Raw genomic sequence first — 26,989 nt, 5'->3', positions numbered from 1 at the left:
CTCTCCTTAGTCTTGTGCAAGCTTAGTGAATCTAAGATTAAGTAGTGCCATACCACCCACCAACACGAAAATAATTGTTGCAATTGCACCAGCAAGACCAAAGTCTTGACCACCACCACCTTCGAAAGCGATACGGTAGGTATAGCTCACCAATAAGTCGGTGTAACCAGCTGGTTCTGATGTACCAACCATGTTTGGACCGCCAGATGTCAGCAGTTGAATCATTACAAAGTTGTTGAAATTGAACGCGAAGCTTGCAATAAGCAGTGGCGTTAGTGGCTTAACCATCATTGGCAGTGTGATCTTGAAGAAGTTCTGAATCGGCCCTGCACCATCAATAGCCGACGCTTCGTATAAATCACCCGGAATGGATTTCAGTAGACCCATACACAGAATCATCATGTAAGGGAAACCTAACCAGGTATTCACCAACACAACCATTACACGTGCCATGATTGGGTCAGAGAACCACGATGGTTTAATACCGAATACAGCTTCAAGAAACAAGTTGATTTCACCAAAGCTCTGGTTAAACAACCCTTTGAATATCAAGATGGAAATAAACGCAGGTACCGCATAAGGGAGAATTAGAAGTACGCGATAAATACCGCTCCCTTTTAATGGCTCCCACTGAACGAGACACGCTAGTACCATACCTAAAGCCAGTGTTAAAGCGACCGCTAAAAAAGCAAAAACCACTGTCCAGATAAAGATATCGATAAAAGGTTCTTTAATACCATCATCGGTCATTACACGTTCGAAGTTTGCAGCACCCACACCTACCACGAAACCAGGAGAAACAGGTTTGCCGATAAAGTTACCATCAGCATCTACTGGCTGGTAAAAACCGATATCCATATTGGGTTTGTAGTATTCTTGGCTTTGATTATTAAGCAATGTCAGACCGTCTTCTTGCAAACTATACAACGGGGTCTCTGCTGCAAATTTACGTAAACCACTCATGCGAATTTCATGGCCATTCGGCATCACTAGTTCGACTTTAGATAAGCTAGAACGGTATTTCACAATCTCTTTGATCTTCGCTTTTACACCCAGAACAGAATCTACCGCACGTAAGCTAAGTAGTTCTTCAGGTGGATTTGTAAGATCGAAGATATCGGATGCTAGTAATTTGCCATTATCTTTAATGATCAGCTGGTAACCAGTTTCAACATTGTACAAATCAAAACCAAAACTTTGGCCCGATTGAAAACTGCGTTGCTCTAAAACAGACTGCGTTCTTTCCAGCGTTAACTGGTTCGAGGCACTGTAGTTAGTGAAGGCTAGCCCAACAGTATAAACCAATGGAAAAATAATGAAGACAATCATCCCTGCAACACCAGGGAAGATGTAACGATGAGCGTAAGTTTTATTACTACCAAAAATGTAAAGAGCAAGAGCCGTTAAAATCACGGTAAGAAGTGCGAATGCGCTTTCACCTTGGGCATACATTAGAACAGTAGCATACCCATTAATAAGGCCAATCATGCCTAGTAATGACCACTTCAGCCCTTTACGAAAATTAAATTTTGGACTTTCTTGCTGAGGATCCAAAAGTCCTGCATCTTGAACTGACAGCATCTCAGCTCCTTACTAGCGAGAGATAACTTCAAAATACGGGGGAAAGTTGCCCCTCCCCCATCAAATATTACAAATACTGTAAATATTACTTAAGCATGTGACCAGCAGCGTCGTCCAGCGCGCTATCGATATCCTGACGACCATCAACAACATTTTTAATCGCATTACCTTGCGCATACCAGAATGCCGTCATCTGCGGTATGTTAGGCATGATTTCACCATTCATTGCGTTATCCATTGTTGCTGCAATGCGTGGATCTGAACCTAACTTCTTCTGGAATGATTTAAGCGCAACAGCACCTAGTGGCTTATCATCATTAACTTTACCCAGACCTTCATCGGTTAGCAGGTAGTTTTCCAAGAACTCAACCGCTAGATCTTTGTTTGGTGATGCAGTGCTGATACCCGCAGTCAGTATTCCGACAAACGGCTTAGAAGCGCTGCCGTTTAGCTTAGGAAGCACAGCAACACCGTAGTTAATGCCTGACTTCTCAATGTTGCCCCATGCCCATGGGCCATTGATTGTCATTGCTACATTACCTTTGTTGAACTCAGCTTCAGAAATCGAGTAGTCCATATCAGGTGAAATGGTTTTATTCTTAACAAGATCAAGAAGGAACGACATAGCGCGCTTAGCACCAGTATTGTTCACACCCACATCTTTAGCGTCATAACCGTTAGCTGTGTATTTGAATGCGTAACCGCCATCGGCTGACAGTACAGGCCATGTGAAGTACGGTTCTTTTAGATTCCACATGATGGCTTTCTTACCATCTTTTTGCAGTTCCTTATCGAGTGCTGCAACGTCTTCCCAGTTCTTCAGCGGCTTTTTAATAAGATCTTTGTTATAAATAAGAGAAAGCGCTTCTACTGCAACCGGGTAACCAACAATTTTGCCGTCATACTTCACAGCATCCCAAGTAAAATCGATGATTTTATCTTTCAGTTCTTGCGAAGGTTTAATCTCGGCAAGCAAGCCTGATTTAGCATAACCACCAAAACGGTCGTGAGCCCAAAATACGATATCCGGACCATCTCCAGCGGCTGCTACTTGAGGGAATTTCTCCGAAAGACCATCAGGAAAAACCACTGTCACTTTTACGCCAGTGTCTTCTTCAAATTGTTTACCGACTTCAGCAAGACCGTTATAACCTTTGTCACCATTAATCCAAATTGTTAACTGGCCTTCTTCGATTGCTGCATGAGCATTAATCGAACCAATTGCGGCAAGGGTACAAAGTGCCACTGTGCTGAGGATTTTCTTCATTTTAACATCCTTCCTGATTGTTATGCGTTTGCGTTGCAGTAAGAGTGATTTGAGCTACGCAATTTTCAGTATCTATAATCCTGTAATTATCGCTACTTAGCATCATCCTGTACTCTACGCCCCCTAACCATAAGATTGAAAAGTGTGAACCCCATCGTTTTTGATAGTGACAGAGATCTAAAAACGACATCTATTTGTGATATGACTCACATAGTACTTGTAATAATAAATCTCATCAGCAAGCAGAATGACAAAGTGTGATCCAAGCACTCATCCCCCTTCATCCGCCCTTTTTAATTATTCTCAAGGATGATGTTTATCATGAGCCACTACGTAAAAATAGCGACATACCTAATTGGGTAGATGAAGAAGCTTTATTGTTATTACATCGCTAATTTTTAGTGCACCAGAAGGTTCTGATTTAACTTAGAATTATTCATGCAGCTTTATTTCTTGGGGAAGTAAATAAAGCAGCTTTTGGTAGGGTAGCGGCCTTTTCCACTGCCGAGTGAAATCAAGCTACCCGTTTTTTTTCTTCTCTACACCAAGAAATTCTTTACCCGTTAGCCATTAGATGAATACTATGAGCTGACGGGAAACAACAAACTTAGAGGAATGACTCGATGGCGAGTGTCACTTTACGAAATGTGTGTAAAGCGTATGGAGATAACCTGATTTCCAAGAATGTTGATCTCGATATCGCTGAAGGGGAATTCGTTGTATTTGTTGGGCCATCAGGCTGTGGTAAATCAACTCTACTTCGTTGTATCGCTGGTTTAGAAGACATTACATCAGGCGACCTCTTCATTGGTGAGCAACGCATGAATGATATACCACCATCTGAACGTGGTGTTGGTATGGTATTCCAGTCTTATGCTTTATATCCGCACCTAAACCTTTTCGACAACATGTCTTTTGGTATGAAATTAGCAAAAGCTGATAAAGGTGAAATCAAAAAACGTGTTGATCACGCCGCTGACATTCTTCAGCTTGGCCATCTACTAGAACGTCAACCAAAATCACTATCAGGCGGTCAGCGTCAACGTGTGGCAATTGGTCGTACCCTAGTCTCTCAACCCAAGGTGTTCCTACTCGATGAGCCGTTATCAAACCTTGATGCCGCACTTCGCGTTCAAATGCGTATCGAAATTGCGAAGCTACACAAGCAACTCGGTAGCACCATGATCTATGTAACCCATGATCAGGTTGAAGCGATGACCATGGCAGAAAAAATTGTGGTACTTGATGATGGTTTTGTCGCGCAAGTTGGTAAGCCGCTTGAACTGTATCATTACCCTCAAAACCGTTTTGTTGCCGGATTTATTGGTTCGCCAAAAATGAACTTCGTAAGCGTAGCCATTGAACAAGCTGAAAATGATCGCGTTATGGTTCAATTGCCAAATGGTACAGCATTCTGGATCCCGGTTGACGGTAAAACAGTGACTAAGGGCGAACGTATGTCATTGGGTATTCGCCCAGAACATCTTTTACCTTCTGAAGAAGGTGATGCGTGTATTAAAGGTAAGGTTCAAGTTGTTGAGAAACTGGGTTATGAAACTCAGGTTTACCTAAACCTTGATAACATAGATGCTGATTTCATCTACCGTCGTCCTGATACTCTCGCGGTTGAAGCAGGCGATGCATTCAAGGTGGGTATTCCAGCTCATCGTTGTCACTTATTCCATAGTGACGGCACTGCATGTCGCCGTCTATATGAAGAACCTTGTTCGTAACGGTATCTAAAACGTTATAACCATTAATTAATGGTTAACCAAAAGCGCTGATTGCTACCCCATCAGCGCTTTTTTGTATCTGATTCATTCGATGGAATTGGTATTTCAACCTTATGACCAGTAAAAACTATGATCCGACACGTTTACTATTACTCCCCAACTTTTCTATTCCGCAGCTCAATCGTACTCGTCAAATTCGCATTTACCTGCCCATTGATTACCAAACCACGCAACATCACTACCCAGTAATGTATATGCATGATGGCCAGAATCTCTTTGAACCCGCGCTAAGCTATTCAGGCAAAAGTTGGCAAGCAGCTGAAACCTTAGATGACCTTCAACGTGAAGGGTTAACCACAGGGGTGATCTTGGTTGGTATTGATAACAGCCCTCTTCATGATGGGCTAAGGCGGATGAACGAGTACTCCCCTTGGTTAAATAACCAGGCACCGAAACTCGCCCATTGGGAGAACAACAAACAACATATGGGTGGTGAAGGGGATGCCTATGCTGACTTCATTGCATCAACACTGAAACCTTATATTGATAACCACTTTCGCACCCAACCCGAACGAGAGAAAACCACTGTCGCTGGCAGCTCAATGGGGGGATTCATTAGCTTATATATCGCGCTAAAACATCAATCTGTTTTTGGTAACGCCGGCGTTTTCTCTCCTGCTTTTTGGTTTGCTGAAAATTCAATGCAGCACTTTATTCAAGCCACTAAAATCAGCGCCCCTATCAATATTTACATGGATATTGGTACCGCAGAAACCAGCGATCAAGATATTGCCGAATTTCCGGCTCTGTATTTAGACGGGGCAAAACGCATTCATCAGCAATTAGGCCAGCATGACGAACGTATTCATTGCCAACTGTATGTAGATCCAGGTGCGATTCACAACGAGCAGGCGTGGGCGAAGCGATTTCCGCAAATGGTTCGTCAATTTTATTATCATGATAAAGCTGCTATCACAGACGCTTAAAAGAGTACACCTGCAAGATTACAACATCTACATGGAGTAAATAACCACTATTACCTAAACTTAATCATGCAGACATTGCTGCTGCCTGTGTAATAAAGCCGACGACGTTGATGGGGGATTTTCAAATGACACTACGAGCTAGAATTGAAGACATCGAACAGCGCATGTATATGGCCTACCAAGAAGGTGATTATGAACAGGCGGAAGAATTAGAAACACAGTTGAGGAAAGTTCGGGGGCAGCACAATCTACATGATGAGAAAGAGCCTTATTCACTCGAAGGAAGGAGCTTTTCTGACGATTAACCTTGGTATCAAATAATCGAATCAGATCATCAATACCTAACACCCAAAGACCCGCTTTATGCGGGTCTTTGACCTCAGAATATACGGTTAATCAGCAAATTTCTCGTCGTTACATGCTTCAACCTGCTGTTGCAATACATGCTGGCCCAGAAGCATTGGAAACTCAATGGTCATATCCGGTTCTGCAAACCCTAATTCACCTATTTGCTCTCTATAACTGGCCTGAACACACTTCGCAGCCACTTCAATACCATTCAGATACACAATGGCCGTTTGAGTATTAAACTCAACCACTACGCCCTCTTCCGGCATTGATAATACAACTTGGTATTTCGCATGATCATCCGCCGTAAGCGTAAGCTCCAGTACTGCAGCTGTTGGCTCACGATAGCAAAGTTGATAACGCTGAATAGTATGCTCAGGACGCGAGAAAATGACTCTGAGCCCGTTGGCCTGATCTGATTGGTAAGATTGGCCAAATGCCACATCAGCATCAAACGTTTGCCATTGAGCCGGTATGCATGGTGCTAAGGTAATCGCATCACGCATTAGTTCCGGGCGGAAGCCTAAGTAATCTTGGTAGCCGTTACGGGTAAACTCTGACACAGACCAAGCTTGCGCGTATGTTCCCGTTGTCGTTACCTCACCCTCCTGGGTAGTAAACGCATCCAAGTTCTCACTCATCGCACCACGGTGACCAATATAAAGTACTTGGTCAGCTAAGTTTTTACTCAATTCATAGGCAAAGTCAGCATAACCGTATTGAATTAAGCTCGATACCGTGAAACCTGAATTCCAGCCCCAAATCGTGCCATTATGGTATGCTGCATCTTTATGATATTCAGCACGATTGTCATGATAAGGGTGGAACATCGCATCATGCTGAGACAGCGACGTGATCCCCCATGGGAACAGCAATTCACTGATTGCATTTTTCACAATCTGAGCGCCGGTACTTTCTTCAACTAATGGCTGATCAAAAGGCACACTGATGGTCATTAATTGATTGGGACGGATCTGTAAATCTCTACTGTTATCACTTTTTAGTCGATCCGCGAGTAAGCCTTTGTCTTGATCCCAAAACATGGATTGGAAACTGGCCTGTACTTTCTCAGCCATTACGAGGTAATGCGCTGCGCTTGCCTGATCATCATTTAGTTTTGCCAGTTCCACCGCCACCATCAGGCTGGTAAACCATAATGCCTGAATGTCATTGGCACGATTACCACGTGATGACCAAGGTAACTTACCTTCTAGTTTGGCATCCATCCAGGTATCAGGATCACGGTGCGTCATGAAACCAAACTCATCAAGGTAGTTTTTTTCAATACCATCAATGTAGGTTTGTACCACGGGATAAACCGCTTGGGCGTAGGTTTTATCGCCACTGTAACGCAGGTAATCCCAGAGTTCTCGTACCATCCACGGCGTACCATCCGTTGTATTATAAATAATGTTACTAAGGCTGGTTACTCGATTGGGAATACGGCCATAGTTGATGCTACTGTCATCTGTTAATTGCATGGATGCAAAATTATCAAGAATAGCTTTAGCATCGCTGAAATCACCATTAACCAGGGTGATACCCGGCAAAGCAATAAACGAGTCACGGCCCCAACAGTCTTTAAACCACGGTAAGCCCGCCCAAATTCCTTTACCAAACTCATTTGAAACAAACACTTTTCCTGATGCTTTAGCCCACATTAATGCACGGTTATATTCGACATCTGACGTCCATAAATAGCTATTGGTCAGCATGTCGTAAGTATGCTGAATATGTGTGGTGTAACCATCTTGTTCTAGCAAGCCCGTTGCTTGCTCAATAGCTGCTTGTTCTGATTCAGAAAAAGCAAAATAAACCGTAAATTCTGTTTCTGCATTTATGGTTTCAATCAGTGGTTTTACGTGAGTACCGTTTAAGTGCATAAGATCATTAAGATCCGGGTGATCAGCAAACACAGCTTCTTTGAAACTAAATGGCTTGTTAGCCGAAATCGCAATAAAGCTTGGCGTACTTTCCTGGCGTAACGCAGGATCTAACGCATAGACAACACCATGTTCGAATGTTGTCACTGTTGAGGCATTAATGGCTAAATTTAGCTGCGGTGCAATCGCTAAAATAGAAGGTTCAAGAGTTCGCACTGATAGTGCAGCGCCACGCTGTTGCGAAAACAACATTAATGTATCTGAACACTGATTAGGGTAGTGATGTGTTACCCCGTATGGATAAATATCAGCAGCGGCGGCAACGGTTTTATCGTTAATCGCATCATTGATAAACGATCCGAACGAACCCAAGTACCAACCTTGTTTGTGACGGTATTTCCCCGCGGCAACAAAACGCTGAGTCGCTCCTTCATAGAAACCATCAACGTTGTCCCCAAATGCAAAAGGTGCACTCTCTTCAACTCGAATGGCCAACTGTTCGAACAGCGCATCCGGTGATAATACTGGGGCTGGCTTGGCGGTAAGTGACTTACTCACAACATGGATTTGATTAAACTGAGCGCTTACTAACTCGCGATTCGGCGTAGCATCAGTGTTCTCACCACCAGCAGTAATCGTTAACTGATGCGATAGCTTTGATGCATCACCAACAGATGATTCATGTACCAACAAATCGATGGTATACAGCCCCGTTTCGGGAGCAGTGAACAGCAAATCATTACCAATTCCTTTAGCAGGAACTAATGACTGATTTTTATCGAGATAACAAGGTGTGGATTTTTGTTTATCCGCCGAAAAAGTCAGCGCTTCACTACCTTGTTGATCTGATATTTTAAAACTGTGCTGATCCGCTGATAAGCAGATAACCGCTTGATACCGACCGTCACCCACAAAAGACAAAGGCGTATCATCGCCCCAGCCATTAAAGGTGCCCTTCACATACAACTGCTCAATATAAGGTGCTGAAACTAAACCGTTCACAATCATTCCTTCACAACAACAATACCGTTTTCATTCTCTGCTGAATAACCGCATTTCAGATATAAAAACTGCGCGAAATGAAATCCGCGCAGTAGTTGTTTTGCCAACTGAATTGACGTTATTTAATTTGCTTTACCGCTGTTTCTAATGCTTCTTTTACGGTCTGACGGCCTAAAAGAGCGTTTTCAATCGCCGCACCTTCTGCAAACCAAAATGCTGTCATTTCCGGGATATTTGGCATAATTTCGCCATTCTCGGCATTGGCCATCGTGGCCGCAATACGGCTATCTTTCGCAAGTACTTGCTGGAACGACTTCAATGTAACAGCACCCAGAGGCTTATCATCATTCATAGTCTTGAGACCATTATCTGTGATCAAATAATTTTCCAGGAACTCAACAGATAGATCTTTATTTGGACTTGCCGCATTAATACCCGCACTTAGTACCCCAACGAATGGGTTGGATGCACCGCCTTTTAAGGTTGGTAGTACTGCTACGCCATAATTGATGTTTGATTTTTCAATGTTTGCCCACGACCATGGGCCATTAATGGTCATCGCCACACGACCCTTATTAAACTCTGCTTCTGAAACGGCGTAATCCATGTCAGGAGAAAGCACATCTTGATTGGCTAAATCAACTAAGAACTGAAGACCTTCGATACCCGCCTTATTGTTCACACCAATTTGTTTTCCGTCAAAACCCGTTTCTGTTTTCTTAAAAGAATAACCACCGTTAGCAGAAATCAGTGACCACGTGAAGTAAGTATTCTTCACATCCCACATAATGGCTTTCTTACCTTCGCTGCGCATTTTCTTGTCAATTGCCGCAACTTCTTCCCAGGTACGTGGCGGTTCAGGCAATAAATCTTTGTTATATATTAATGATGGTGTTTCTATTGCGACCGGGTAACCAACTAATTTTCCGTCAAAAGTCACTGAATCCCAGCTGAAATCAACCAACTTCTGTTTGAACTCTTTGCTCGGATTGATTTCTGCCAACACACCAGCTTTTGCATAACCACCAAAGCGGTCATGAGCCCAAAAAATGATGTCTGGACCACCACCTGTTGCGGCAACTTGCTGATATTTCGCTTCAAGAGAATCAGGGTGCTGAACATCCACTTTCACCCCAGTCTCTTGTTCAAACTGACGACCAATTTCGGCTAAGCCTTCATAGCTTTTATCGCCATTGATCCAAATAAGAATTTCGCCTTCTTGCATTGCAGATGCAACCATAGGGAAAGCCATCGCAGTTGCTAGAGAACAAAGAGTCAGAGTTTTCAGAACACGTTTCATAGTTGATTTCCATTGTTATTTTTATGAATAGATGCATTCTCCTCCCCCTCAGGGTGATGAGCATCCTCCCCCATATCTACGCCCCCATACTTAATCCCGGCATTGTGAAACCGACCTCATTTTGTAGGACATAATATGAAACTACATCGCTTCATATTGGCGATATCGACTTCCTCTGATCAATGCATTTTTCTCTACTAACGAAAGAAGAACAAGCGGGGGAATGTATCAATTGGCATGATCCGCAAGCAAGCGCGTGACATTAAGGACACCGGTCATTTCAAACTGAAGATACGACAGACACCAATGCCGGAGACGCATTCTATTTTCGACCCAAAAATCAAGCTCACATAATCGGTTAAGAGCCTAATTTGCTGCTAAAATTAACGTGGCTTTACTGAAAAAATCAAAAATCGTCGAGAACAACGTTATTTATTAACACATCTTAGACTTCTTCGAGGAGAAGAATGATGAAAATGAAAGCGTTACTTATTATCTGTAGCTTAATGTTTGCCAACGTCGCAATTGCATCGGGCCATTCCACTTGGTATATCCAAGATCGCGGTTGGTCTACGGAGTCTTTCACCCCTATGTTTACCAACGTCGCAATTGAATCGGGCCATTGCACCTGGTATATCCAAGATAACGGTTGGTGTACGGAGTCTCTCCCCCATCTGTTTACCAATGTCGCAATTACATCGGACCATTCCGCCTGGTATATCCAAGATCGCGGTTGGTAGGTTGGTATACAAGGTATTCCAACCATTAAACGCTGCTTTTCATAATAAACAGCCGCTCAGGACGAGCGGCTTAAATATACATAACAATGTATCGTTATGGTATTGACGAATCTGCTCAGAACCCATCTATATATAATTGTGCAGTTCAAATATCCAGCATGCTAACGATGGCACATTGACACAAGCGCGACCGACCCCATTCTTCACAGTTAATACTGTTTGATACTCACCATAAAGTTGATCTATCAGTACATACTCGCCATCTGCAAGCTGCCACACATCGATCAACGACGATGGAAGTTGTAATGCCAACGAGCCATTATCTTGATCGGAAAAATTGGTGACTATTAATAGCTGCTGTTGCTCGTCAAAGCGACTAAAAGCAAACAACTTATCGTGATACCCCTGACACCGCTCACGGTTAACAGTATGCACCTCTTGGTATTTTCCAAGCATCGCCGAACTGGTTAGGGTGAAACTCAATAGCCGCTGATAAAAATCACGTAAATACTGTTCGCTTTCACTCAGTAAAGCACCATCAAATTGACCATGATTCATCCAGCGTTGATGGTTAGGTACACCATAATAATCAAAAATTGTGGTTCGAGATTTCAAGCCAAAACCAGCATCATCCGCGCCAGCTTCACCCACTTCCTGCCCGAAGTAAATCATGGTTGGCGATGTGCTGAGTGTCGTTGACACTAACATGGCAGGCTTGCCTTTATTGGCATTACCCGCAAACTCAGGGCTCGCAACTCGCTGCTCGTCATGGTTATCCAAAAAGTGCAGCATGTGGTGTTCAATGTCCATCAATTGCTGCTGCACCTCAACGATGGCATCGGTTGAGCCGTTGCCCTGCATGACGAGTTTCAAGGTGTCATAGAGATCAACTTTATCGTACAGGTAATCCATCTTGCCTAGGTGGATATAATCTCGATATAAGTCAGGCTGATAAACTTCTGCCATCAAAAATGCGTCTGGATTCGCCTGCTTGATTGAAGAGTTCATATAGCTCCAGAACTCAACCGGCACCATTTCGGCCATATCATATCGGAAGCCATCAACACCAAACTCAAGCCAGTACAACGCAATATCACGGAATTTGATCCAGGAATCCGGTACCGATTTACCTTGCCAGAATTGATAATGAGCAGTGTGATCTTCTGTCTCATAGCCTTGCGGCAGTTCATCAAAATCTTTGCGGCCATCCGGCGTCACCCCATAGTTCACTTTTACCGTTTCATACCAATCATCAAACATCGGTTGTGCTAGACGGGAGCCATTGCCGGTCCATTTTGCAGGAAACTCTTCATATGGTGTCGCTAATAATGGATGATCTTCACCACCTAAAGGCTGATAGCCACCTTCCGATTCTGGCAATGTGAATGCTTGCTCAGGAATATAGTAAAAGTTGTTATCCCGGTGGTACGCAACCGCTGTGTCATCTGAAGCACCAAAACATTCTACACCCTCAGGGTTAGTTAGCCCTTGATAACGTCGCGCAACATGATTCGGCACAATATCAATAATCACTTTCAGGCCATGACGATGGCTACGTTCGATAAGTGCTTTGAACTCTTCCAAGCGATTGGCCGGATCAACCGCCAGATCAGGATTGACGTTATAGTAATCTTTGACGGCATACGGCGATCCAGCCCGACCTTTCACCACACTGGGGTGATCCGAAGCGATCCCGTACTCGCTGTAATCTCTCACTAAAGCATGGTGTGGCACACCGGTATACCAAATATGACTAACGCCTAACTGCTTAATTTCACTCAATGCTTTGTTAGTAAAATCATCAAATTTACCGACACCATTTTCTTCAAGTGTGTCCCATGGCTTATTGATTGTTTTAGTGTTACCAAACAAGCGAGTAAAGACCTGATAGACAACATGCTTTTCAGCTGCATTCGATTTAGTTAATTCAGTCATAAATAGTGAACTCAGAAGGCTTTAAAACAGGAAATAGAAAGAGATGAGAACGGGCAGATGAGTATCTGCCCGTATTGAGTTTACTTTTTAATTAATTCAACAAAGGTGGCTTCAGCAGAGCTTGAACCTGCACGTTTAGCTTCTTCTAACAACTGAAGCGCTTTGTGCATGTCATTCTTCTCAACGGCCGCCTTGATTTGTCCGTTATAGAAAGCTTCGGTTTCCGGCAGCATTTTTGCACTTGTCGCGCGCTCAGCAATAGGTGTCTGTATTGACGTCGCGGCTGCCACAGGTACTGGTGCCACAACAGCCTTAACAGGCGCAGAGGCAACGGCCTCATCAGCGCGGTATGAGCGAAGATTTAGTGGTTTCAGATCCAATTCCAGTGAGCCAAACTTCTGATGCTGGATCACGGGATCGATGACCATAGGTCTGGCTAAGCCAAGCTCTTCAGCCCGAACACGATCAGGATGTGGGATCTGTATTTCGCCTTCGCGATACTCCAGCGGTGAGTAAACCACCATATACGGTGTGGTTGTCTGGTCCATTTCAAAACGATGCTGATAACTGGACAAACTAAACATACCAGCCAATTTAACGTCAAACTCATTTAATTCAATCGTTTTTACCGGCTCAAAATTTGAATTTAACAAAACAACTTTAGGTGCAAAAACCCCACTTGTTCTCATCCAACTTCTTAAATCAATCCGCATTCGTTGTACATTAGCAGGTAAAGCAAAACCGGCGAAATAGCTTTTGCCTTCGGGGAATTCTCCAACTTGCGAATAGTCATCGATGGCAAAATCAATATCAGAGCCCTGCATTGGTACCCAAGAGAATTCACTATATGTATTGCAACAAGCTGGCGCGGTTATCGCGACGTCTTTCATCACTGCCGTTGTGCCTGCTGTCGGGGAAGCAGCACAGCCAATCAGACTTGCTGCCAAAAATGCTGCAAGTGTGGTTTTAATTATTTTCATCTTTGATCTCCGATACCCTTACAACATTTTCATGGGCATATATCTATTACAATCCGGTCAAATCTACAGCAGAATCCAATAGATATATACTCAAAAAGGCAGCCCGCAGGCTGCCTTTAACACTAATTGGCTTAGAACCAGATTTCAGTGTGAACACCAACAACAACTTCGTCGTCGCCGTTTTTGATACCGATAATACCTGCGCTCGCTTCATCGTCCGCTTTGATGTAGCTTACATAAGGTTTGATTTGTGGACGGCCAAAGTAGTCAGCATTAACAGTGAATGCAGATGCAAGCTCTAGGTTAATGATGTCACTCTCTACCGAATCACCGGTACGTCCCCAATAACCTTCTTCACCTTCTTCGTGACCATAAGATGCTGTCATTTCAAGGCGTAGATTGTCGTTCACTTTGTAAGAAGGACGAACAGCTACGATATAACGTTTCAAATCCTTTGCAGTAAATAACTCATCTAATGCTGCAAAATAAGTCAATTCAGAACCCATTTGCCAGTTATCACTAATATTTAGCACACCGTAAGATGTTAGGAAAATTGATTGTTGATCATCATCACCGCCAGACCAGCCACCAAAGTTTACGCCACGGTTCTGCGCAACACCTTCACCGTAGGCAATCGCTGTTTGCGTCCAACCGTCTAGACCGTAGTAGTCACGGTTATAAGTAATCGATGCACCAATTCCACTGTCAGAGTTTGAATCTTTGTTCGCCTGAGACATTACTTTCAGGTCAAAATCAAAGCTACCGCCAAGTGCTTGAACACCGTAGTAATAGAAATCTACAGATGAAAGCGTAGAGCGCTCGTCATTCGGCTCAGCAGAACCGGCATCTGGGTCGGCAGTCACAACAGCAAGACCAGCAGTGTTACCAGCAAGTTTTGTTTGGATACCAGCACCAACACCTGAAGATTGTTTCCAGAACTCGCCTGACAGAAGACCAGCTGAGCGGTTTAAGAAGCGTTGACCACCCCAAATAGATGTATCTTCACCAAGGAAAGAGATGCCGCCGATTTCAACGTAGGTTTCTTTTATTTCAAATTGGGCTGTATCGTTAGCTTTCTGGCTGCCAGATGAAGAGTAAGCGTAAGAGTTACCGTTACCGAATTCAGAACGAACTACGAATTCTGACCAAACACCGTTTTGGTGCTTAGTTTTTTTCTTGATATTAGCCTCAACCTGGTTAGTACTTTTACCGTGAGTACCAGCCGTCTTGTAGTCAGGCTTACCGTATTCAGTATCAACCGTTTCGCCTTCAACCATACGGAAGTTCATTGAACCGTAACCGTGTACTTCCCAGCCATCAGTAATGACGTCTGTGCCAGATTCAGCAGCTACGTTGTAAGAAGTTAATGCTGCAAATATCGCCGCTGCTACGGGTACTAACTTGTGTTTCATAGGAATGTCCCTTTAATTATTTTATTTCGTTGCTGTTTAGCAATCTTTTCGGGACTCATATTCAGCTTTGATACAGGTTTGCGCATCACCCTCACAGGGGGCGGAGGAGGGAGGAGGACTAGGGCGTAGTAAAAAGTGCACACTTATGTTTCGTGACAACTCTCACGAATACTAGGCGTATTACTGTAATATAAATACGGAATACCGACAAAAAACATGATGAGCATCACCTATTTCAGTAATTAACGAAGGGCGTAGTTACAAAAATACGACAAATTTTTTTTGAAAATAAATCTTCTCTTGACTGATATTTTTTTCACGCTTTAATTAGATCAAATTTATTAAACCAATCGGGACAATTATCGGATCAATTCAGAGCGTTGCCAGCCATTTGAGATCAAACCAAATTGATGAAGATATAGTCACTCTACATCAAAGTAATTTGGAGTCGCTATCGAGCGGCTGGCACGCTCCCAAAGGGCGAGTTGAATGACCAGATTATTATCCCGATTGGTATTAACAACGAATAATAGAGAATAAAGAATGTTCGCTAAATTAGCTCAACCGTTTCCTTTAGGGGCTACATTGTGTGATCAAGGTTGCAATTTTTCCATACATAGCCCAAATAACAAGGAAATTAAATTAGTCTTGTTCAGCGCTGAAAATAAAAAAACAACCATTGACCTAGACCACCAACACATGGGATTACGGTACACGTTTGTCCCAGATATAAAAGCGGGACAGCGTTACGGCTACCAGATTAAAGACAAGCATGAAGAAAGATTGATACTGGATCCATACGCCCAGGCACTGAGTAAAATCCCGTTCTATGCAGCTCCCTTTACCGCTGAAAAAAGCTGGGCGTTTGCAAAATCTGTCGTCATTGACCATCAGTTCGATTGGCAACAAGCTACGCCCCCGCAGGTTCCTTACGAAGAAACCATCTTATTCGAAACCCATGTCAAAGGCTTTACCAAGCTTCATCCTCATATTGAAGAACAATATCGTGGTACTTACCTTGGGCTTTGCCAACCCAAAGTCATCGAGTTCATTAAAGAGCAAGGTGTAACGAGCCTGCAGTTGCTGCCTGTCACTTCCTGTATGTCTGAACCGCATCTGCTGAAAATGGATAAAGTGAATTTCTGGGGCTACAACAGCCTGTGCTTTATGGCTCCGGAACCTCGTTATGCCAAAAGTGATGCCGTGACAGAAATGAAGACGATGGTCAGGGAGTTACACAAGCACGGTATCGAAGTAATTTTAGATATTGTGTTTAACCATACTGCTGAAGGTAGTGAAGGCGGTCCTAAGTTTCATTTCAAGTGCCTAGATAAAAACTACTATCTTCAAGACTGCGACAAGAACTTTCTGAACTATACCGGATGTGGCAACACATTTGATTTAACCTACCAGCCTAGCCTGAACATTGTTTTAGACACACTCCGCCATTGGGTGACTCATTACCAAATCGATGGTTTCCGCTTTGATTTAGCGGCAACCCTAGGCCGTACGCGGGACCGATTCGATACCCAAAGTGCATTCTTCAAAACGATCGCCCAGGATCCGGTTTTACAGAAAGTGAAGCTTATCGCAGAACCTTGGGATGTAGGACCTGATGGCTACCAGCTTGGACATTTCCCACGCGGCTGGAACGAGTGTAATGACAAATTCCGCGATACTGTCAAAAGCTACTGGCTGGCTGACAATAGCGGCGTCAAAGAGTTTGCAACCCGACTTATGGGGTCTCGTGATTTGTTTAGCGCAGGGGGCTGGCCTGACAAACTTCCTGTCAATTTCATCTCATATCATGATGGCTTTACGCTACGTGATCTCGTGTCTTACAACCATAAGCACAACCATGCCAATGGAGAAAATAACCGTGACGGGCATGGCGATAACCGCTCATATAATCACGGGGTGGAAGGGGAAAGCTCAAACCTTACCGTGCGATATAAACGAGAACGCCAAAAACGCAACCTGATGACAACCCTGCTGTTTAGTTTTGGTATTCCGCATCTGCTTGCCGTCGACAGCTTGTCGCATACGCAGGAAGGCAACAATAATGCCTACTGCCAGGACAACGAAATCAGCTGGGCAAATTGGACGTTGTCAAATGATGACGAAAGCTTCAAAACCTGGCTCGCAAAAATGCTAGACGCCCGGAAGCGTGTGATGAGCCCGTTTATTAGAGCCTTCAGTGGCCATGAGCGCGGCCATCACCGTGTCCACTGGCAACGCTCAGATGGCCAAACAATGACTGCTGAAGACTGGCTGGGACTGGAAGCCTTTGCGCTTTATCTTGGACTTTATAAAGACGGCAAAGAGTTGATGCTCTTGATCAATAGCTCAGCCATCCCAACTCGCTACCGCTTACCTACGGGCAGTAAATGGTCAGTCATCTGTGATACGTCTGAATCACGAATAGCTAACCGACAGACTCAGACGACATATATGCAAAGTGCCCTATCCATCTCGATCCTCTGTCGTGACTAGCATTAACCATGTTATTTCTTAGCAAAAAGCCCGGCTAACGCATCGCCGGGCTTACTTTTTATATCGCTACTACTGACTCATGCTCATCACCGACCAAATGTCGATAAGCCTGTTCAATTATCTCGCACGGCAAACCTAATGAAAACAGATACTCTCTGATAACCTGGTGGCCATTTTCAAAGCCTCCCGGCCCCAGCGCCTGAGTTAGTGCATGCTCAAGTAAGCGAAAACTTCGGAATTCACCAATCGCCATGTTATTTGTTTGCAGATAGTTTTGCTTAATCTGCCCCTTATCAGCCCCCATAAACAACTGAAGGAATGCCACGACGACACCTGTCCTATCTGATCCTAATCGGCAATGGACATGATAAGGGCCTTGATGGTCTGCGATATGGTTAATAACTGCTCGGATACCTGTTTGGAAACCGAGTTCGTCAGGATTGAAGCTTTCATCCCGATCCGACATGAAATACACCGTCTCATAAGCAACAGGAACATTTACGATATGATCGTCAAGCCACAGTGTTTTGTAATAACTCGACTCGGCGTGATGAAGATAGTCCGCCAGTTCTTGAGCTGTCTCTGAAAGGTTAATCACGGTGCGGATCTGGTTGTATTCAAGCAGCTGCATGGCCTTTTGCTGGCGCTGAATTTCTATCTCCCTGAGTTGCGGATGTTCGTCCCTGGATGGAATTACCGGGTGATAAGAGCGAAACAGTCTTTCTTTCGCCAACTTGCCCCCCTTGACTTCTCTGAAGTTAGCCAACATCTGATCAGATTCAAAGTCGGAGGCGACACTTTTAATTCGGAACGAGTTCTTACTGTGCTGAATAATGTTACCCAGTTCATCATCGCTGATATCTTCAGGGAGTAGTAAATAGTTATAGCTACCATTGAATTGATTATTAAAACAATAGCCTGCAGGATAGTTGTTGTTAAATGGAATAGGTTGCTGCCTTTCGTCATCCCATAAATAATATTCTATATAGCCAGAGTTACCGATTTTATTTACAGCCTGGCGACTTGTTCTGAGGCAGAGCCTGTCACCCAATATTAAGAACTTAAATCGATCTTTTTTTTGCCAGTTAGTGAATGTGCCGATTAGATATATTTGATTTCCTTTCAGTGGGATATCAAAAATAACATCGTTATCTTCATATCTATAATGCATCATGTTTTCTTTACTCAAAATAAAAAAGACTCTGTCCAATCAACTATTGAACAGAGCCAAGACAATGAAAAATTAACCGTTGTTATAGATCAATATAAGCTTACACCGAAAGCAATACTGCAAAAGACTCATAAGGTTTCAGGGTTAGCGTATTACTTAACTGCTGATGTGACTCATAGTTGCAAATAATGCATTCAGCCTGATTCACTTGTAGTGACTCCGGCACTTCGACGGTAATCTCTTCTGCAGTAAAGTTACTCAGCACAAACAAGCGATGCTGTTCATCTGAGCGGACATAACCAAATACCTGCTCATGTTCTTCAAATACCGGCTCAAACGCACCGTGTACAATCACAGGTAAAGACTTACGCAGCTGAATGAGTTTTTGGTAGTGATAGAAAATTGAATTTTGATCTTCCAGTGCAGCATCTACATTTATTTCAGGGTAATTCGGGTTTACCTGCAACCAAGGTTGAGTCTGTGAGAAACCCGCATTATCCGTGTTGCTCCACTGCATTGGCGTACGACCGTTATCACGACTATTTTCATGAACAGCAGCCAACATGGTTTCAGGCGCCACGCCATTTTCTGTACGTTCTTTATAGAAATTCAGCGTTTCAATATCACGATAGTCATCAATGCTGTCGAACGCGACATTGGTCATGCCGATCTCTTCGCCCTGATAAACATACGGCGTGCCTTTCATCATGTGCAGAGTTGTCGCCAGCATTTTCGCCGATTCAACACGATACTGGCCATCATCACCAAACTTCGACACGGCACGAGGGAGATCATGATTATTCCAGAATAGTGAATTCCATCCCTCATCTGCCAGCTCTATCTGCCACTTAGTCAGCACGCGCTTGAATTTAGGCAGATCAAGTGCAATAGGGTTCCACTTGTCACCGTACTTCCAAGTCAGGGAAATATGCTCAAACTGAAATACCATCGAAAATTCATTACGAGCCGGATCGCTGTATAGTTTGGCAATTTCAGGGGTCGCATCCCATGTTTCACCAACCGTGAGCAGATCTTTGTCACCGAAGGTCGCTTTGTTCATCTCTTGCAGTAACGGGTGAAGACGCGGCCCATTGCCGGTAATTTTCTTATCAATTTCCTTACCAATGAGATCGATAACATCGAGGCGGAATCCACCAATACCCTGATCGATCCACCAGTTCATCATCTTATGCACTTCTTCTTGAACTTTTGGGTTCTCCCAGTTCAAATCAGGCTGCTTCTTAGAGAAAAGGTGGAAGTAATATTCACCCGTATTGTCATCGAACTCCCAAGCACCGCCACCAAAAACCGAGCCTTGATCATCAGGTACTGAGCCATCTTCTTTTGGCTGGCGCCAGATATAGTAGTCACGATATGGGTTATCTTTCGACTTGCGCGCTTCGGTAAACCAAGGGTGCTCATCTGAAGTATGGTTGACCACCAAATCCATGATAATACGGATATCGCGTTGCTTAGCTTCTGCGAGCAGCTGCTGCATATCTTTCATCGAGCCAAATTCTGCGGCGATATCTTGATAGTCGGAAATATCATACCCGTTATCATCCATTGGTGAACGATATACTGGCGATAACCAAACCACGTTGACACCTAAGGTTTTCAGGTAATCCAGCTTGCTGATGATACCTTGCAGATCACCCATACCATCATTATTGGAATCACAAAAGCTGCGAGGATAAATCTGGTAGACAACAGCATCGTGCCACCACTTTGGCGTCATTTTCATGGACAGAGGCTCCCTTAAATAGGCTTAAAACAAAAAAGTGATATCTTCAATGCCGATATCATAATCCTCTACTTAAAGGTTTAAAAATATCCTAACCCCTCTGTGATATAGGTTTTGTCTATATCACCAGAAATTTAAGAGAGCGGGATCACAATTTTCAATGGATCAGGATTCCCACCAAATTCAATAAATGTGAGACTTGTCGACAAACTCTTTCCGCCTGAATCTCACCGCTTTATGGATAAAAGCTACAAACAATTTCTTGTCGTCGCCGAACTGGGTAATATCAGCCTTGCAGCCAGCCATTTAGGTCTCAGCCAGCCAAGCTTGACCAATAATATGAAGAAGCTCGAAGCGAGCTTTGATGTGCCTTTGTTTATCCGCAAATCCAAGGGTGTAGAACTAACTGAATATGGGCAATTACTGCAGGAACAAGCGCTTGAACTCCAGCGTCGCCATGACTCACTGCTACACAAAATGGCCGATCTAAAAGAGAGAAAAACCGAGAAAATCAAGATGGGCACGGGTGATGCGTGGTGGGAAGTGTTTGTTAAGCAGGCGCTGCAGCAATATAGTGCAGATAACCCTTCCATCTCGATTCAGCTTGAATTCGGTAACCACCTAAAACTGATGGATATGCTGATGCATGGCAAGATTGATCTGTTTGTCGGTCATGAAATTGTTGGCTTGTCGCGGCGTTGCAACGTCACATTCATTCCGCTTCTGCAGGATAATGAAGCCATGTTTGTCCATCACTCTCACCCTCTGCTTGTTAATCAACGGGGAGAAGCGGATACCGAGCTATATCCTTTATTGCAAGTAACACCTGATTCAGATGCTTATCAGCATTTGATCGAAAACCCGCAACCTAAGCTACTAGAAAGAGAGCGAAAGAAGGTATCAGAGCGGATTGTTTACGAGATCAACTCACTGACAGCCAGCATGGATATTCTTAGCTCAACAACGGCGATTATGCCCTACCCGCTGAGCATGGCAGATTACTTTTCGCAAGTAGATATCGTCCCACTGCCGTTAGTCCAAGACGGTCAAACTGGCACCGTCGGAATTTATCACTTGAATGAAGTTCTGGTAGAACACGTCGCAGACATCAAGCAGCAGCTTATTTTGAGTGGTCAGTTAACTCAGGTGTAATACCAAATCAATAATGACATAAAAAGACGTAAACAAAAAATAGCTGTCATGAGGAGCGTTTATCTGGAAAAAATTTGACAGCCGGATTAAACAAATGGGCAAAAAGTGAACACTCATGAACACACCCTGCCCCTTTAATCCGGAATGCCTTTATTTTTTGCCAGCAAAAATTCGCTGATTTATGAACTCAATACCAGCTTAAGCTCAGCTTTTTTCTTCACCGACAGGGCCGTTGTACTGACGCTCACGACGCCATCTTGCTGCGTCCAGCCGGAGATAAGTTTGCCGTTCAACTCAATAGCCTTCACTTTACCTTCAATACCGTACCACTCAATGGAAAGAGGGCGGGCTGTAGGAGCATCGCGGTAATCACCTTTTGCTTCAACAATAAGCAACAATCCTTCTTCTATTACGCGGGTTGTCAGGCTTGTCTGTCGCAGTTCCCCTTTCAGGTAAGCATTGCTGGCACCGTCGTCTTCATACAAAGTAAAATTACCTGGCGTACCGTAAATTTTCGCCGCCAACGTTAAAGGCACATCGCTGGTTAGCGGCATTTTCTGCTGTGGATTCACCGGAATAATTGCACCATCACGGGCAAACAACGGCAAACGGATCACGCCGTTATGATAAACCGGCAGCTGCTTACGCCACTCGCCTTTACTGACTGTCATCTCGCCGGTGCGGTAGTCATACCACTTACCCGCAGGCAGATACAAATCCACCGCCTTTTGCCCCATTTTGGCAATGACCGCCCCCATCAAATCTTTACCCATCATCTTTTGACCAGGCTGATTCACTGCCTGCAGATCACTGCCGTAGTAATAATCCATTGACGGGAAAACCGGCTCAGCCGAATTATTGGCGCGATGGGCAAGTGAGTAAAGGTAAGGGATCAGCTGATAACGCAGTTTGATACTGGCTTTGTTGCTGGCCAGATCACCCACCCGATCCGGCGCAGTTTCCTTACAGTTGCACAGATTTTCTGTGTGCGGGCGAACCGGTACTTCAAACAACGAGCTGTAAGCAAACCACTGGGTGTAAGTTTCATTGAGCGCAGCTTCTCGCTCACTCGAAATTACACTTAATGCCCGGCGATGGAAACCACCGATATCTGAGCTATAGTAGTCAATGCCAGATAACACCATATTTGGCTGCATACTGTATTGGGTAGCAAGACTCTCAAGATTAGTACCAATGTCAGCAGACCACATAGTCGCACCAAAACGCTGGATACCCGGCGCGCCGGATCGTGACATCATAAATGGACGCACTGTCGTTTCATTACGCTGATAGCCGTTATAAATACTTTCAAGCCATTTGTAGTTAAAGACATTATGAACATCGTTATGCGGTTTATCACCGAAATAGACGCCGCGCGGGTTATACATTTCAGGCTCACCGAGATCAGTCCAGTGCCCCATTACCCCCATTTTAATCAAGGGATCACGTTTCCAGTCATGCCAGTAATCACCACCAGCAACATTGGTCCAGTCGATCATGCCGCCTTTTCCCCACCAATGGCCGGCACCATTGGGATCAGTATCGATCGCCTTACCCGTTTTCAGATCTTTTACCAGATAGCCTTTGTCATCCAGGGTCTGATGTTCATCCAGCCCGTCACTGACATAAGACTCCTCGATCAGCATCATGCCGACTCCCTTCGCCTTCAGAGACTGGATTTTCTTTTCCGGCTCAGGGAAATTTTTAGCATCCCAGGTCAAGGTACCCATCTGGCTGGTTGGGCTGTAACCGTCAACATTACCGAACCACTGCAGATCCATGACCACCCCGTCGATCGGGAACGCTTGCTGTTTTAAGGTTTCCAGTTTGTCATCCAACTCCTGCCAGTTATCAAAACCGTATTCCGACAGCCACATACCAAACATTTTGCGCGGTGGAACCAAAGGATTGCCCACCAGCTTCATATATTGCTGCCTGAGTTCGGGTAATCCCTCGCCAGCCATCAGCAAAAAGCTCGGCTCACCCTGCGACACCGTAACCTTCCAGGGCGCTGCCGTGAAATCCCAGCTGGCCGCATAGACAGTATCGAGATACAGGGCATAATTTTGCTGCTGCGGATTGGTTGCGTACAGGATCGGGAACTGGGTGTTGCCTGTGCCACCGCCCTGATAGCCTTCCATTTTATTGCCGCCCTGGCGCTTAAAGCCAAGCCAGTTGCTGTTCAACTTACCCGGGGCATGAAACTCCTGACCCAGTCCATTAAGCTGGTAGTCACCTTGCGAAAGCAACGTGAAGCTACGGTCCTTATTAGGGCAAATTTCAGTAAGCGCCCCTTGCTTGAGGGACGCCACGGAAACACACAGACTTTGAGGGTTAACCGTCACTTGAAGATCTTGTGTCGTAAAGCCACCGGAGGTTTTCTTTAGCTTAATGGCTCCATTTAGTTTAGCCGTGTTGATCAGCTCAGTGGTTGGTAAAGCGGTATCTTGCGACTGGGCTTTATAGGCAATATGAACGATATCATCGCTTAACACATCAATTGCTAAGTCCTGCCCCTGCTGCTGTGATTTTTCCAGCAACATCGCTTGATACCGGTTTACTATTTCACCGTCTAACTCTTGCTGCAATGCCGATAAAAATGCTTTCTGGCTGTAGTAGGTTTTTCCAACCAAAGGCTTAAGCACTTTACGCACGTTAACTTCAGGGATGGCTTTGCGCATCCGAAAGACATCTGCGGCATCCAGACGATAGCTGATCTCGCTTTGATAACGAAAGTGTTCGATCTCTGCATAAGCAGAACTACTCACCGCCAGCAAACTAGGCAGAGCGATTCCCAACATCAGGTGCTGAATTAGCATTTTCTTCATATAATGTGTTTCCGTCGTTATCTTTGAATTTTAATTTCAAGTTGTTTTATTACTGCCGAACTTACATTCAGGATCATTTCCCGCACCGGTTCGACAGTCATGGGATCAGGCTATTGATATATGGCGCTCAAACTCCTGTCCGAGCTGATCGACAATGGTCAATTTAAGCTGCTCATATGGCAGCTCTCCCTTGGCTTTCACATCCAATTGGATCTCTTTATCCGCGTCATAAAAGACCTTGATTTTCAAGCTTGCCTGCTCACCTTGCTGCCAGTTCTGAGTGACTCCGTCATCATGGTATAAAAGGTGTTCAGCACAACTGTGCAGATATACGAGACACTCTAATGAACTGAGATCTTGCGCTTCAACATGATTGGCAGATTCGACCAAAGGCAATATTGAATCCGGACGCAGAAAGAGCGCCATTTCGGCCAAATCCAGAGGCAGATAATGGTGACCTTGCGGCATGACGTTTAAATCAAATTCATCATGCTGTTTGACCTTCCACAACAGCATGCTTTCTGGCAAGTAAACATAACGGCCGGAGGCATTCGGTTCGAGTACCGGCGCACACATTAAAGTGCGCCCGACCAGCAGCTGATCTTCGACATTTTGCGCTGCCGGATCTGCGTATTCCAGCGGCAAAGGCCAGAATAGGTTCTCGTTCTTTTGTGCAGCCTGCATAAACTCGGAGTAGAGATGAGGGATCAACCGATATCGCAGCTTAATATGCTGCCGCATAATAGTGAGCGCCCGATCACCAAAGGCGTAAGGCTCTTGGCGGCGTGTTCCCAAGCCGGAATGATTACGCAGCAATGGGGTAAAGACCGCAAATTGTACCCAGCGACACATGAGTTCGCTTGTTGCATTGCCGGCAAAGCCACCGACATCAGCCCCACTATAGAGATAGCCACACATGTTTACGCCCGGCATCATGGTGACATTGAGCTTTAAGTGCTCCCACCAGCTATGGTTGTCACCCAGCCAGATCCCCCCGTAGCGATGCCCGCCGATAGCAGATGCACGCGAGAACATTAAAAAACGTTTATCAGGATCAAGCTCCGCAAAGCCTTCGGCAGCAGCCTGAGTCATTTTCTGGCCATAGAGGTTGTGGACCTGCTCATGATTAATTCGACTGCCATCTTCCGATTGGTGCCAGATCGCCTGATAGTCTTCACGACGATTAGAGAGGTTTTCAAACGCACCTTTGAGTGTAAAAAATTCATGCACGCCGATGTTTTTACCTTTGCATTTTTCGGCATGCTCAATGGCCTGCTGCAACCCTTGCGGTGAGTAAAACAGCGCCGGTTCATTCATATCATTCCAGAAACCTTCAATACCCTGATCGGTAAGAAACTGATATTGCTTTCCCCACCACTGACGTGCTTCCGGTTGGAAAAAATCAGGAAAAGCACATAAACCCGGCCACACTGCAGCCTGAAACTCTTCACCGGTTTCCGTTTTGCAGAAGAAACCCTTTTCTCGGCCCTCTTGGTAAACAGGATAGTGTTCGGCCACTTTCACCCCGGCATCGATGATCGGGATCAGACGAATGCCTTGCTGCTTAAGTTCAGCCACCCAGTGGGAAAAATCCGGAAAACGATTCTGATCTATGGTGAAGTCTTTAAACTCCTCCATATAATCAATATCGAGGTAAACCGAGTCACAGGGAATATCAAAATGGCGAAAATTTCTCACCACCTCATCAACGGCTTTTTTATCATAGTATGACCAGCGACACTGCTGGTAGCCAAACGCCCAGCGCGGCGGAATATATGGCTGACCAATTAAGCTGCGAAAATCGCGCACCTGTTGCCTGGCACTCGGGGCCGTAAATTCAAAGATCCGTACATTATGTGCCGGTATATGAATATAGAGCTGGTTGGGATCAGAAAAACCGAGATCCAGTGTCATTTCACCTGAAAAATCAACAAACAGCGCAAAGTTGTTTTCGCCTTTTATCACCAGAAAAGGATGAGCACCATACAATGAGGCTTTATCCGGCAAGTGGCGAAATTCATCGCTGCACCAGGTTTTAAACAGCTGGCCACGCTTGTTCAGCCTGCCCATATTTTGTCCCAGTCCATAAATGGCATCACCTTCTGCCAGCGTATAACGAATATGGACACCATGATCATCTTCTGTGATGGCAACATACTGGCAGGGCACAGCCATTCCAGTCTTAGGTTGAAAGCCAGAGCTGGGTTCTTGTCTAATTTCTCGTTCATATTGGGGCTCGGCAATAATCGCGCCCGTTGCGAAAGGTTGCCCAAAAACAAAAGCAGTAATCGATGAACTAAACTGTTGTATTGAGAATGGCATTTGATCCTCACTGAATCATCCATAAAACAGAAGGCGGCCAATATACTGCAAGGAAAAAACGCTTAAAAGATCTTAATTTCAATACTTTACTTATGCTAGCGGCATCACAAAA

General features: G+C 44.6%; 17 protein-coding genes and 1 pseudogene. 7 read left to right on the top strand and 11 right to left on the bottom strand.

The window, feature by feature from the left end; genetic code table 11:
- Positions 1 to 6 precede the first annotated feature (6 nt).
- Both malF and malE (L4D76_RS11770) read right to left on the bottom strand, forming a co-directional pair.
- Complete coding sequence (gene malF, locus L4D76_RS11775) at positions 7 to 1,581, bottom strand: maltose ABC transporter permease MalF (RefSeq protein WP_428441094.1); 1,575 nt, start codon at positions 1,579 to 1,581, stop codon at positions 7 to 9.
- Between the two features lie 85 nt (positions 1,582 to 1,666).
- On the bottom strand, positions 1,667 to 2,848 hold the full coding sequence (gene malE / locus L4D76_RS11770) for a maltose/maltodextrin ABC transporter substrate-binding protein MalE (RefSeq protein WP_428441093.1): 1,182 nt from the start codon (positions 2,846 to 2,848) through the stop codon (positions 1,667 to 1,669).
- A 623-nt stretch (positions 2,849 to 3,471) separates the two neighbouring features.
- Between malE (L4D76_RS11770) and malK the strand changes: the two genes are divergently transcribed.
- The 3 genes from malK (at position 3,472) to L4D76_RS11755 (ending at position 5,872) form a co-directional block, all read left to right on the top strand.
- On the top strand, positions 3,472 to 4,581 hold the full coding sequence (malK, locus tag L4D76_RS11765; RefSeq protein WP_428441092.1) for a maltose/maltodextrin ABC transporter ATP-binding protein MalK: 1,110 nt from the start codon (positions 3,472 to 3,474) through the stop codon (positions 4,579 to 4,581).
- Between the two features lie 113 nt (positions 4,582 to 4,694).
- Positions 4,695 to 5,567 carry an alpha/beta hydrolase gene (locus tag L4D76_RS11760; RefSeq protein ID WP_428441091.1) on the top strand — a complete coding sequence of 291 codons (873 nt, stop codon included), beginning with the start codon at positions 4,695 to 4,697 and terminating at the stop codon, positions 5,565 to 5,567.
- 125 nt (positions 5,568 to 5,692) lie between these two features.
- Positions 5,693 to 5,872, top strand: a complete 180-nt coding sequence (locus L4D76_RS11755; RefSeq protein WP_428441090.1) for a hypothetical protein — start codon at positions 5,693 to 5,695, stop codon at positions 5,870 to 5,872.
- An 87-nt stretch (positions 5,873 to 5,959) separates the two neighbouring features.
- On the opposite strand, the gene L4D76_RS11750 is transcribed toward L4D76_RS11755, so the two are convergent.
- Positions 5,960 to 8,806, bottom strand: coding sequence for an amylo-alpha-1,6-glucosidase (locus L4D76_RS11750; protein WP_428441089.1), 2,847 nt, complete (start codon positions 8,804 to 8,806; stop codon positions 5,960 to 5,962).
- A 112-nt stretch (positions 8,807 to 8,918) separates the two neighbouring features.
- Positions 8,919 to 10,100 carry a maltose/maltodextrin ABC transporter substrate-binding protein MalE gene (gene malE, locus L4D76_RS11745; protein WP_428441088.1) on the bottom strand — a complete coding sequence of 394 codons (1,182 nt, stop codon included), beginning with the start codon at positions 10,098 to 10,100 and terminating at the stop codon, positions 8,919 to 8,921.
- Positions 10,101 to 10,319: 219 nt separating this feature from the next.
- Between malE (L4D76_RS11745) and L4D76_RS11740 the strand changes: the two are divergent.
- Together L4D76_RS11740 and L4D76_RS11735 are read left to right on the top strand one after the other, a co-directional pair.
- Positions 10,320 to 10,454: pseudogene (locus tag L4D76_RS11740) on the top strand (ISL3 family transposase); the annotation flags it as partial.
- A 113-nt stretch (positions 10,455 to 10,567) separates the two neighbouring features.
- Positions 10,568 to 10,840: a hypothetical protein gene (locus L4D76_RS11735; RefSeq protein ID WP_428441087.1), complete on the top strand. Its 273-nt coding sequence runs from the start codon at positions 10,568 to 10,570 to the stop codon at positions 10,838 to 10,840.
- A 126-nt stretch (positions 10,841 to 10,966) separates the two neighbouring features.
- Here L4D76_RS11735 and L4D76_RS11730 read toward each other — a convergent pair whose 3' ends face one another.
- The 3 genes from L4D76_RS11730 to L4D76_RS11720 all read right to left on the bottom strand — a co-directional run bounded on the left by L4D76_RS11730 (position 10,967) and on the right by L4D76_RS11720 (position 15,167).
- Positions 10,967 to 12,775: an alpha-amylase family glycosyl hydrolase gene (locus L4D76_RS11730; protein ID WP_428441086.1), complete on the bottom strand. Its 1,809-nt coding sequence runs from the start codon at positions 12,773 to 12,775 to the stop codon at positions 10,967 to 10,969.
- Positions 12,776 to 12,855: 80 nt separating this feature from the next.
- Positions 12,856 to 13,755, bottom strand: a complete 900-nt coding sequence (locus L4D76_RS11725) for a MalM family protein (RefSeq protein ID WP_428441085.1) — start codon at positions 13,753 to 13,755, stop codon at positions 12,856 to 12,858.
- A 131-nt stretch (positions 13,756 to 13,886) separates the two neighbouring features.
- Positions 13,887 to 15,167 carry a carbohydrate porin gene (locus L4D76_RS11720; RefSeq protein WP_428441084.1) on the bottom strand — a complete coding sequence of 427 codons (1,281 nt, stop codon included), beginning with the start codon at positions 15,165 to 15,167 and terminating at the stop codon, positions 13,887 to 13,889.
- Between the two features lie 543 nt (positions 15,168 to 15,710).
- Here L4D76_RS11720 and glgX point away from each other — a divergent pair.
- Entirely contained in the window at positions 15,711 to 17,660 is a 1,950-nt protein-coding gene (gene glgX, locus L4D76_RS11715) for a glycogen debranching protein GlgX (protein WP_428441083.1), read from the top strand.
- A 58-nt stretch (positions 17,661 to 17,718) separates the two neighbouring features.
- Here glgX and L4D76_RS11710 read toward each other — a convergent pair whose 3' ends face one another.
- Both L4D76_RS11710 and L4D76_RS11705 read right to left on the bottom strand, forming a co-directional pair.
- On the bottom strand, positions 17,719 to 18,834 hold the full coding sequence (locus L4D76_RS11710; RefSeq protein WP_428441082.1) for a tyrosine-protein phosphatase: 1,116 nt from the start codon (positions 18,832 to 18,834) through the stop codon (positions 17,719 to 17,721).
- A gap of 97 nt (positions 18,835 to 18,931) precedes the next feature.
- Positions 18,932 to 20,569, bottom strand: a complete 1,638-nt coding sequence (locus L4D76_RS11705; protein WP_428441156.1) for a glycoside hydrolase family 13 protein — start codon at positions 20,567 to 20,569, stop codon at positions 18,932 to 18,934.
- Positions 20,570 to 20,812: 243 nt separating this feature from the next.
- Here L4D76_RS11705 and L4D76_RS11700 point away from each other — a divergent pair, with 243 nt between their 5' ends.
- Positions 20,813 to 21,727 (top strand): LysR family transcriptional regulator, encoded by a 915-nt coding sequence (locus L4D76_RS11700; RefSeq protein ID WP_428441081.1) that lies wholly within the window; start codon positions 20,813 to 20,815, stop codon positions 21,725 to 21,727.
- Between the two features lie 179 nt (positions 21,728 to 21,906).
- On the opposite strand, the gene L4D76_RS11695 is transcribed toward L4D76_RS11700, so the two are convergent.
- Both L4D76_RS11695 and L4D76_RS11690 read right to left on the bottom strand, forming a co-directional pair.
- A complete protein-coding gene (locus tag L4D76_RS11695; RefSeq protein WP_428441080.1) occupies positions 21,907 to 24,555 on the bottom strand; it encodes a TIM-barrel domain-containing protein in 2,649 nt (882 codons plus the stop codon).
- A 105-nt stretch (positions 24,556 to 24,660) separates the two neighbouring features.
- A complete protein-coding gene (locus L4D76_RS11690; protein WP_428441079.1) occupies positions 24,661 to 26,877 on the bottom strand; it encodes a TIM-barrel domain-containing protein in 2,217 nt (738 codons plus the stop codon).
- Positions 26,878 to 26,989: the final 112 nt, after the last annotated feature.

Source organism: Photobacterium sagamiensis (assembly GCF_050337085.1).
Lineage (GTDB): Bacteria > Pseudomonadota > Gammaproteobacteria > Enterobacterales > Vibrionaceae > Photobacterium > Photobacterium sagamiensis.
The sequence above is the reverse complement of the archived record's forward strand: the minus strand, read 5'-3'. Positions and strand labels throughout refer to the sequence as shown.

Excerpts from the sequence above, each read along its gene's own strand:
- malF (WP_428441094.1), bottom strand. The coding sequence starts at position 1,581 with ATGCTGTCAGTTCAAGATGCAGGACTTTTGGATCCTCAGCAAGAAAGT.
- malE (WP_428441093.1), bottom strand. The coding sequence starts at position 2,848 with ATGAAGAAAATCCTCAGCACAGTGGCACTTTGTACCCTTGCCGCAATT.
- malK (WP_428441092.1), top strand. The coding sequence starts at position 3,472 with ATGGCGAGTGTCACTTTACGAAATGTGTGTAAAGCGTATGGAGATAAC.
- L4D76_RS11760 (WP_428441091.1), top strand. The coding sequence starts at position 4,695 with ATGACCAGTAAAAACTATGATCCGACACGTTTACTATTACTCCCCAAC.
- L4D76_RS11755 (WP_428441090.1), top strand. The coding sequence starts at position 5,693 with ATGACACTACGAGCTAGAATTGAAGACATCGAACAGCGCATGTATATG.
- L4D76_RS11750 (WP_428441089.1), bottom strand. The coding sequence starts at position 8,806 with ATGATTGTGAACGGTTTAGTTTCAGCACCTTATATTGAGCAGTTGTAT.
- malE (WP_428441088.1), bottom strand. The coding sequence starts at position 10,100 with ATGAAACGTGTTCTGAAAACTCTGACTCTTTGTTCTCTAGCAACTGCG.
- L4D76_RS11735 (WP_428441087.1), top strand. The coding sequence starts at position 10,568 with ATGATGAAAATGAAAGCGTTACTTATTATCTGTAGCTTAATGTTTGCC.
- L4D76_RS11730 (WP_428441086.1), bottom strand. The coding sequence starts at position 12,775 with ATGACTGAATTAACTAAATCGAATGCAGCTGAAAAGCATGTTGTCTAT.
- L4D76_RS11725 (WP_428441085.1), bottom strand. The coding sequence starts at position 13,755 with ATGAAAATAATTAAAACCACACTTGCAGCATTTTTGGCAGCAAGTCTG.
- L4D76_RS11720 (WP_428441084.1), bottom strand. The coding sequence starts at position 15,167 with ATGAAACACAAGTTAGTACCCGTAGCAGCGGCGATATTTGCAGCATTA.
- glgX (WP_428441083.1), top strand. The coding sequence starts at position 15,711 with ATGTTCGCTAAATTAGCTCAACCGTTTCCTTTAGGGGCTACATTGTGT.
- L4D76_RS11710 (WP_428441082.1), bottom strand. The coding sequence starts at position 18,834 with ATGATGCATTATAGATATGAAGATAACGATGTTATTTTTGATATCCCA.
- L4D76_RS11705 (WP_428441156.1), bottom strand. The coding sequence starts at position 20,569 with ATGACGCCAAAGTGGTGGCACGATGCTGTTGTCTACCAGATTTATCCT.
- L4D76_RS11700 (WP_428441081.1), top strand. The coding sequence starts at position 20,813 with ATGGATAAAAGCTACAAACAATTTCTTGTCGTCGCCGAACTGGGTAAT.
- L4D76_RS11695 (WP_428441080.1), bottom strand. The coding sequence starts at position 24,555 with ATGAAGAAAATGCTAATTCAGCACCTGATGTTGGGAATCGCTCTGCCT.
- L4D76_RS11690 (WP_428441079.1), bottom strand. The coding sequence starts at position 26,877 with ATGCCATTCTCAATACAACAGTTTAGTTCATCGATTACTGCTTTTGTT.